The 7,969-nt window shown below is 59.2% G+C and carries 5 protein-coding genes and 1 pseudogene; 4 read left to right on the plus strand and 2 right to left on the minus strand.

Annotation, left to right across the window (positions count from 1 at the left end; genetic code table 11):
- From ACH2EH_RS24225 to ACH2EH_RS24240, 4 genes and pseudogenes are all read left to right on the plus strand, one after another.
- A pseudogene (locus ACH2EH_RS24225) lies at positions 1-251 on the plus strand (SAM-dependent methyltransferase); the annotation flags it as partial.
- Positions 248-1,822 (plus strand): sulfatase-like hydrolase/transferase, encoded by a 1,575-nt coding sequence (locus ACH2EH_RS24230; protein ID WP_395145865.1) that lies wholly within the window; start codon positions 248-250, stop codon positions 1,820-1,822. The pseudogene ACH2EH_RS24225 and the gene ACH2EH_RS24230, both read left to right, overlap by 4 nt.
- 38 nt (positions 1,823-1,860) lie before the next feature.
- Entirely contained in the window at positions 1,861-4,833 is a 2,973-nt protein-coding gene (locus ACH2EH_RS24235) for a DUF1553 domain-containing protein (protein WP_395145867.1), read from the plus strand.
- Positions 4,823-6,229 (plus strand): DUF1501 domain-containing protein, encoded by a 1,407-nt coding sequence (locus ACH2EH_RS24240; protein WP_395145869.1) that lies wholly within the window; start codon positions 4,823-4,825, stop codon positions 6,227-6,229. The genes ACH2EH_RS24235 and ACH2EH_RS24240 overlap by 11 nt, the downstream gene beginning before the upstream one ends.
- Positions 6,230-6,253: 24 nt before the next feature.
- Here the strand turns inward: ACH2EH_RS24240 and ACH2EH_RS24245 are convergent, their stop codons facing one another.
- Complete coding sequence (locus ACH2EH_RS24245; RefSeq protein ID WP_395145871.1) at positions 6,254-6,790, minus strand: hypothetical protein; 537 nt, start codon at positions 6,788-6,790, stop codon at positions 6,254-6,256.
- A 47-nt stretch (positions 6,791-6,837) separates the two neighbouring features.
- A partial coding sequence (locus ACH2EH_RS24250; protein WP_395145873.1) for a sulfatase-like hydrolase/transferase occupies positions 6,838-7,969 on the minus strand: 1,132 nt, incomplete at its 5' end.

The following is a 7,969-nucleotide window of genomic DNA, read 5'->3' on the forward strand; positions in this document are numbered from 1 at the left end:
TGGCCAATAACACGCCACTGCCACGCATTCTAGCCTTTCTCGCGAAGGCGGGCCGCCAAGTGATCGTCGAGTTCGTCCCCAAGTCTGACTCCCAAGTTAAGCGCCTGCTGGCACACCGCCCCGATATCTTCCCAAGCTACACACAAGCCGGCTTCGAGGCCGCGCTGGAGCCGCACTTTACCTGCCTGCGCCGCGCACCCGTACCCGGCACCGAGCGCACTCTCTATTTGTTGAAGGCAAAAAATCAGTGAAGCGTCTTGCGCATTTCCTCTCCTTTTTCCACCCTCTGTGTTTTGCACTGGCCCCTCTGCTCTCACTCTACGCGATCAACCGCGCAGAGATTCAAGCCCAGGAGCTTCTCAGGCCGCTGCTGCTCGTGCTGGCTGGGTCAGGGATACTCTTTGGATTGTTTTACCTCCTGAGCCACCGCACGCCGGGCCGGGCCCCACTCGCGCTTTCTATATCTCTCTTCGCCTTCTTTTCTTTCGCGCTGATGGCCCCTCCTCTGGAAATGTCCTTGCGGATGATCTTCGTCCTCATCTTTCCAGGTCTTTTGGATTTCTCGCTGGAAGGACGAAAGATAGTCGGCTGGCTACTCCTTTTAAGCGGCGTGCTCGGTGCCGTTCTGTGGGGGCGCTACGATACGAAAAAAGCACTGCTTCCAATCTGGGCTGTGGGTCTGAGCTACCTAAGTATGGCGCTCTACTCGCTTTTCAAGCCTAGTGCCTCAACCGAGTTCCCGGTGACCAAAGCCCCTGTTCTCTCTCCCATGGCGAAGACAGAACGCAAAACGGATACTAAGATGCCGGATCTCTACTGCATTGTGCTGGATGCCTATGGCCGTCAGGACCAGCTTCAGGCACTCTATGGGTTGGATAACACGCCGTTTTTGCAGGCGCTGGAGACACGCGGCTTTCGGGTGCTGCGCAAGAGCCACGCAAACTACATTCAGACCGTGCTGGCCGTGGCCGCCACGCTAAATCTGGAGTATCTGCCGTCGAATCCGAGCGCGAGCGGAGTGGAGCAAGGCGCGGGTTGGATTCAAAACAATCGGCTGGTCGCGCTTCTACGCACCCGTGGCTACCAGATCATTGATGTGCCCAGCGGTTTTCCCCCGACCGCGCTACTCAACGCAGACCAACGCCTCACGGATACTGGCCCCATGCTCTCCGATAAAAGCCCCTACGAGCGCCTCTTGCTCTCACTCACCCCCTTGGCTTTTCTACTCTACAATGATCACCCTGCCTACGATAAGCATCGTGCACAGCTTCAGGCGAGCCTTTCGCATATTACAGATGCCGCACGCATTCCTGGCCCGAAGTTTGTCTTTGTGCATGTTCTCGCACCGCATCCTCCGTTTGTGCTGGGCCGCAATGGCGAGGCGATCTATCCCGCCAAGGCGCAGTTCTCCCTTGGAGATGCCACCGATTTCGGGCAAGGCAATGAAAAAGCCTATCGTACGGGCTACACCAATCAGCTCTTGGCCATCAATCAGAAGGTGCTAGAGGCCATGGACGCGCTCCAGAAAAACAAGACGCGCCCCGCAGTAATTGTTCTGATGGGCGATCATGGCTCACGCATGCAGACCGACTGGAAGAGCCCCGAGCGCACGAACTTAAACGAGGCGTTCTCTAACTTCCAGGCTGTGCTCGTCCCCGGCGGCGCACCATATCTCACCGACGACCTCACGCCCATCAACACCTTTCGCTTGATTCTGACGCATGTCTACGGGGAGAATTTCCCACGCCTGCCGGATAAGAGCTACTACTCGACGCTGCAAAACCCTCTGAAGTTTGAGGAGATCACCGATAAACTTCGGTGAATCTGTGGGCTAAACCGGCTATAATAATTATAACCACCATGAAATTTCTCTCAGCAGGCTATCTTCTCGCGACACCCCTTCTGATTCTGGGAGCGCTGGCTGTGCCCGCTCCCGGCCAGAGTCAAAGCAGTACACAAGCATTTAATAGTACGCAAGCATTTGAGTCCAAAGTGCGCCCGGCACTTCTGGCACGCTGCGTGGCTTGTCATGGCCCGAATCAGCAGCTCGGCAATTTGAGGCTGGATAAGGCGATCTCGCTCGCACAAGCGAAGCAAATCATCGCCACAGTGAGCTACACAGGAAGCATCAAGATGCCACCGTCGGGCAAGCTGCCTGCCGAGGAACGAGCCACACTCACAAGCTGGGCCGCCGCCGGGGCGCCTTGGCCAAGCGCGGCAAAATCGCCGACAAAACCCAAAGGCGCATTCTGGGCGTTTGTGCCGCCTAAAGTAGCACCGACACTCCCCAAAGTCAAGGCACGCTGGTGGGCACAGAATCCCTTAGATACTCTCGTGCTGGCGAAGCTGGAAGAGAAGGGGCTGAAGCCCGCGCCGCCTGCTGATAGGCGCACACTGATCCGCCGCGCGACCTTTGATCTCACGGGCTTGCCTCCAACACCCCAAGAAATAGACGCGTTTCTGGCCGACACACAGCCCGGTGCATTTGCCCGCGTGGTGGACAGATTGCTGGCCTCTCCTACCTACGGCGAGCGCTGGGGACGGCACTGGCTCGATGTGGCGCGCTATGCCGACTCCAACGGCGTAGACGAAAACCTAGTCTATGCGAACGCCTGGCGCTACCGCGACTACGTGATCAACGCGATCAATGCGGACAAGCCCATCAATCGCTTTTTTCAGGAACAGCTCGCCGGGGATTTACTGCCCGGGGCGGGCGACGAGGGCATTATCGCCACGGGCTATCTGGCACTTGGCCCTAAGATGCTCGCCGAGGACGATCCGGTAAAGCAGGAGCTCGATATTATAGATGAGCAAGTGGACACGCTCGGCAAGACATTTATCGGCCTGACGATCGGCTGTGCACGCTGCCATGACCACAAGTTCGACCCCATCCCGGCCAGAGACTACTACGCGCTGGCAGGCATCTTTAAGTCCACCAAGACCATGCTTAATTTTAAGAACATGGCCGATTGGAACGAGCGCCCACTGGCCCCCAAAGAGGACCAGGAAAAGCTTGCCGCACTTGAGGCGCAGATCAAGACCCGGCGTGACAATGCCAATAAAAAGCGCGAGTCAGCCGAGAAAATTCTCCTTGAGCAGGTACGTCCGCAGACCTCCGCCTACGAAACTGCCGCCCGCCGCCTGCTCGCTACGCAGAAAGCTGCGGTGACCCTAAGCGCCGCGATCTCTACACCCAACGGTGCGGTGCCTGCTGGAGCGCTTTTGCGCGAGGCCGAGGACTTCACCAGGGGAAATGTCAATAAAGACAAAGGCGGCTTTGGCAAAGAGATCGGCGTCCTGGTAAATGCCGAGAAGTACCCCAACCGCACCGAGTACGAGATTCCCGTGCCCACTGCGGGGCCGTACCAGCTCGATCTGCGCTACGCCTCAGGCGATCCGAGGCCCGTGCGGGTCTATGTGAATGGCACTCTGGTAGCCTCTAACGCCGCCGGAAAAGTGACGAGTGGGTTCTATCCGCAGCACCAGCAGTGGTTCGCGGAGGGCATTTTTGCGCTGAAAGCCGGAACCAATACGCTCACGCTGGAGCGCGATAGCTACTTCCCGCATATTGATAAGCTGCTGCTCATCGCCCGGCCCGATGCGCCGCTTACCCAGAGCCTGGAGGCGGTCGCGGCGGAGACGGGGCTAATTCCCGAGCTGGTTGCCGGACTTGCGGAGCGCCTCAAAAATGGTCTGGAAGCGCGGCTGGAGCTGCCTGACAAGCCCGACCGCCTCTTCCCCGCGCCCGTTCAGGCAGAACTCAAGCGCCTCGACGACGAACGCACGGCACTGGAAAAATCAAAGCCCGATCTGCCGCATGCGATGTCCGTGAGCGAGGGAACACCGACGAATCTCAAAGTGCACCTGCGTGGCAATTATCTCACGCTGGGTGAGGAGTGCTTCCGCCGCTTCCCCACCGCCATCTCAGGGGAGAACCAGCCCGCACTGCCGATGAATAGTAGCGGGCGGCTGGAGCTGGCGCAGTGGCTCACGGATGTGAAGAACCCGCTCACGGCGCGGGTCTTTGTCAACCGCGTCTGGCGCTGGCGCTTCGGGCGCGGCTTAGTTGGTTCGGTAGATAACTTTGGGACGCTGGGGGACTTGCCGACGCACCCCGAATTGCTGGACTGGCTCGCGGTCAGCTTTGTGAACGAAGATGGCTGGAGCCTCAAAAAACTCCATAAGCGGCTGATGCTCACCAACACGTACTTGATGAGCGGGAAATTTGATGCGAAAGCCGCCGCGCTCGACCCGGACAACCACTTGCTCTGGCGCTTTCCCAGGCATCGCTTAGAAGCCGAGGCGATCCGCGATAGCATTCTGGCCGTCGCCGGGACGCTGGACAAGACGATGGGCGGGACGCTGCTGAATTTTAGGCCCCGGCAGTATGTCACCAGCACCGCCAACGCCGACCCGGTTAAGTACGACAGTCGCCGCCGCGCCGTCTATCTGCCCGTGGTTCGCAGCGCTCTGTACGATGTCTACACAGCGTTTGATTTTGGCGACCCGACGGTGATGAACGGTGATCGGCCCAGCACCACGGTCGCGCCGCAAGCACTGTTCATGCTCAATAGTAGTGTGGTTCTCAGTGCCACCAAAGCCCAATCTGAAGCGCTACTCAAACAGACCGACCTAGACGACGCCGAGCGCGTGCGCCTGCTCTACCTTACCTGCTACGGACGCCCGGCCACAACCGCCGAGCTTCTCCGCGCCTTCGACTTCCTGGTGCGTTTTGAGGCCGCCTACGCCAAAGCGCCCAACCCGCGCCTGAGCGCCTGGCAGAGCCTCTGCAAATCCCTAATCGCTGCCAATGAGTTTCTCTATGTTGATTAGATCTGAATTTTCTCGCCGTGCGCTTCTGAAAAGCAGTGCGATTGGTTTTGGCAACCTAGCCCTCCTGAGCCTGCTCGATCAAGAGGCAAAGGCTCAAGGCAACAGCAGCAACCCGCTCCTGCCCAAAGTGCCGCCGTTTCCCGCGAAGGCCAAGCGGGTGATCTTTGTGTTTTTGCACGGCGGGCCGTCGCAAGTGGACACGTTTGATCCCAAGCCGCTGCTCACCCGCGACTCAGGCAAGCCGTTTCCGGGCACGATCCCACGCATCGTCTCCAGTCCGACAGGAAATCTCCTCAAGAGCCCATGGGAGTTCAAACGCTACGGCCAGAGCGGTATTGAGGTGAGTAGCCTCTTTCCGCATCTGGGGGGCTGTGTGGACGACCTGTGCTTTATCCACTCCATGCACGCGTCGAACTCGCGCCACGGTGGGGCCTTGCTGGAGCTGCACACCGGCAGCGACACGTTCGTGCGCCCGAGCATGGGCTCGTGGATCACCTACGGCCTCGGCACGGAGAATCAAAATCTACCGGGCTTTCTGACCATCTGCCCCACTCTCACGCACGGCGGGGTCGGCAACTGGAGCTCGGCGTTCTTGCCCGCCTGGACCCAAGGCACACCCATTGGCAACGCGAGCATTGATGCGGGCCAGGCGAAGATTCCCTTTATCCAGAACACCGAGACGCCCAGCGAGGCGCAGAAGCTGGAGCTGGAGCTTCTCGGACAACTGGGGCGGGAGCATCTCGCGCACTCTGGCCCCGATCCGGCGATGGAGGGGCGGATCAACTCCTTTGAGCTGGCCTTTAAGATGCAGCTCGCTGCACCGGAGCTGCAAGAGATCGCGAGTGAGTCTGAGGCGACAAAAAAACTCTACGGCCTCGATGATCCTAAGACGCGCAACTTTGGGCACCAGTGCCTACTGGCCCGGCGCTTCTCCGAAAAAGGCGTCCGCTTTGTGCAGGTGACCCACTCCTATAAATGGGATCAGCACGGCGATCTGAGAAAAGACCACACGAGCAACGCCGCCGAGGTGGATAAGCCGATTGCGGGCTTGATTAAAGACCTAAAGTCGCGTGGGCTCCTCAAAGACACGCTGGTGGTGATCGGTGGGGAGTTCGGACGTACTCCCGTGGCCCAGGGCGACGATGGCCGCGACCACAACCCGCACGGCTTCACGATGGTGCTGGCAGGCGGCGGCGTAAAAACGGGCTTCCGCTACGGCGAGACCGACGACTATGGCTTCTACGCGGTAAAAGACAAGTGCCACGTCCACGATCTGCACGCCACGATCCTGCACCTGCTGGGCATGGATCACACCAAGCTCACCTACTTCTACGGGGGCCGCAACTACCGCTTAACGGATGTGGCGGGCACTGTTGCCAAGGGGATTATCGCCTAGCGCTTCCCCATTGACTTTGGCGCTTTATACGAGCGCGACGGATTCTGCGCTCTCGCCCGCTAGACAAGCCGCTCGGATACCGGCGGTCCAGTCAGCATCGCGGTTGGTAACCAGGATGCCGCGTACCCCTGAGCGCCACGCAGCCTCGATATGCCGGGGATCGTCATCCAGAAGCAGCTCCTGGCCTGCACACGGCGGCCAGACAGCCTGGGGCTCCTTCCCAAAGTGCGTCAGCCCCAGTGCCTTCAGGTCTTTTTCAAAGCGCTTCCGCTGGCGAATCTGGTGCTTTTGTGCCACTTTCAGCGCCCTCTCCTGCGTGACAATATTGTGGAAGGGGAGCTTGAGAATCCAGCACCAGAGCCGCAGTTTAGGCACACGCAGCGGGTGCTCCGTGTAGAGTGTGAGCGTGTGCCCTGCCTGTGCCAGATCCTGCAGAAGCCGACGGGCATCTCGACGAAGGGAGAACAAGAACAAGAGCCTTGCAAGGCCCTGGGTACGCTCTGCGGGAAACTCGCCGTACTCAGAAACCAGGGTACCTTCGAGATCAATGGCAATCTTCATGGATGAGTCTTTACTCTTTTACACTTTTACTTTATAGGGTTGGGATACTATACCCTCTCCCCGGTAGGAGGGCACTTGATCTCCTGCGCCGCTTTGGTCTTCGTCAGCGTCGCTTTAACCACGGGCGCTCCCAAGCGCTCCGGTGAGTCACTGATACAGAACTCAAGCTCTTTAATGGCCCCGTTCCAGCTCGCGTCCTGACGTGCCAGGCAGACAAAGGCTGTGATGGTATGAGGCGCCCCTAGATCAATTAGAAGCTCATGGGGTGGGGGAGCCACGCCACCGGTGAACTGCGTGTGCCAGAGCGTGTTCGGGTCGTCATCAAGGGCATTACGCCCGAACTTCTGGTTATCAGCATTCTCACTGCTTACCCGCACCAGCTTCCAATCTTTGCGAGAGAGCAACCCCGGCACGGGCCAGTTTATGTTCTTTTCGATGGGTTTATTGCCAAACTTGGCGGCACGGTCTCGCGCGTGCAGGTCAGCTCGGCTGTAGGTGCCAACGCGGGCGGGCGTGTGCGCTTGCGCCGCAAGCGCACGGAGCCGGGCGAGAATCTCGGGCTTATCCTCGGCGCGGTTGTGCGCCTCGCTCACATCGTTTTTTAGATCGTAGAGCTCCCAGACGGCGCTCTTGCCGGGCTGGATTGCCTTCCAGTCGCCCTGCCGGATCGCGGTCTGTCCTGCGATCTCCCAGTAGAGAAACTCATGCGGTTTTTGCGGTTTTCCAAGTAGCTCCGGCAGAAAGCTGACACCATCGGTGTCTTTGGGAGCGGTCGCGCCGCCGAGCTCGGCAAGCGTGGGCAACACATCGGGAAAGTACCAGAGGTGCTCACTGGTGCGGCCCCGCGCAATCTTTCCCGGCCACCAGGCAAACGCGGGAATTCGCAAGCCGCCCTCATAGAGCTTGCCCTTATTGCCCCGAAACTCGACTCCCGTTTTTGGGTTTTTATTTGCGCTGTGCACCCCGCGCGGCGCGTCTTTGGTAACAAAATAATCGTTGCCACCGTTGTCGCCACTGAACATAAAGAGCGTGTTTTTATCGAGCTTCAGCCCTTTGAGCAGAGCCATCAGCTCCCCCACCTGCCGGTCGAGCATCGTCACCATCGCGGCGTAGCGCCGGGCGGGCTCGGGCCAGGGCTTGTCTTTGTAGAGTGCCCACGCGGCATCGGAGTCGGGGATA

This window comes from Armatimonas sp. (assembly GCF_043760365.1).
Lineage (GTDB): Bacteria > Armatimonadota > Armatimonadia > Armatimonadales > Armatimonadaceae > Armatimonas.

Excerpts from the sequence above, each read along its gene's own strand:
- ACH2EH_RS24245 (WP_395145871.1), bottom strand. The coding sequence starts at position 6,790 with ATGAAGATTGCCATTGATCTCGAAGGTACCCTGGTTTCTGAGTACGGC.
- ACH2EH_RS24235 (WP_395145867.1), top strand. The coding sequence starts at position 1,861 with ATGAAATTTCTCTCAGCAGGCTATCTTCTCGCGACACCCCTTCTGATT.
- ACH2EH_RS24240 (WP_395145869.1), top strand. The coding sequence starts at position 4,823 with ATGTTGATTAGATCTGAATTTTCTCGCCGTGCGCTTCTGAAAAGCAGT.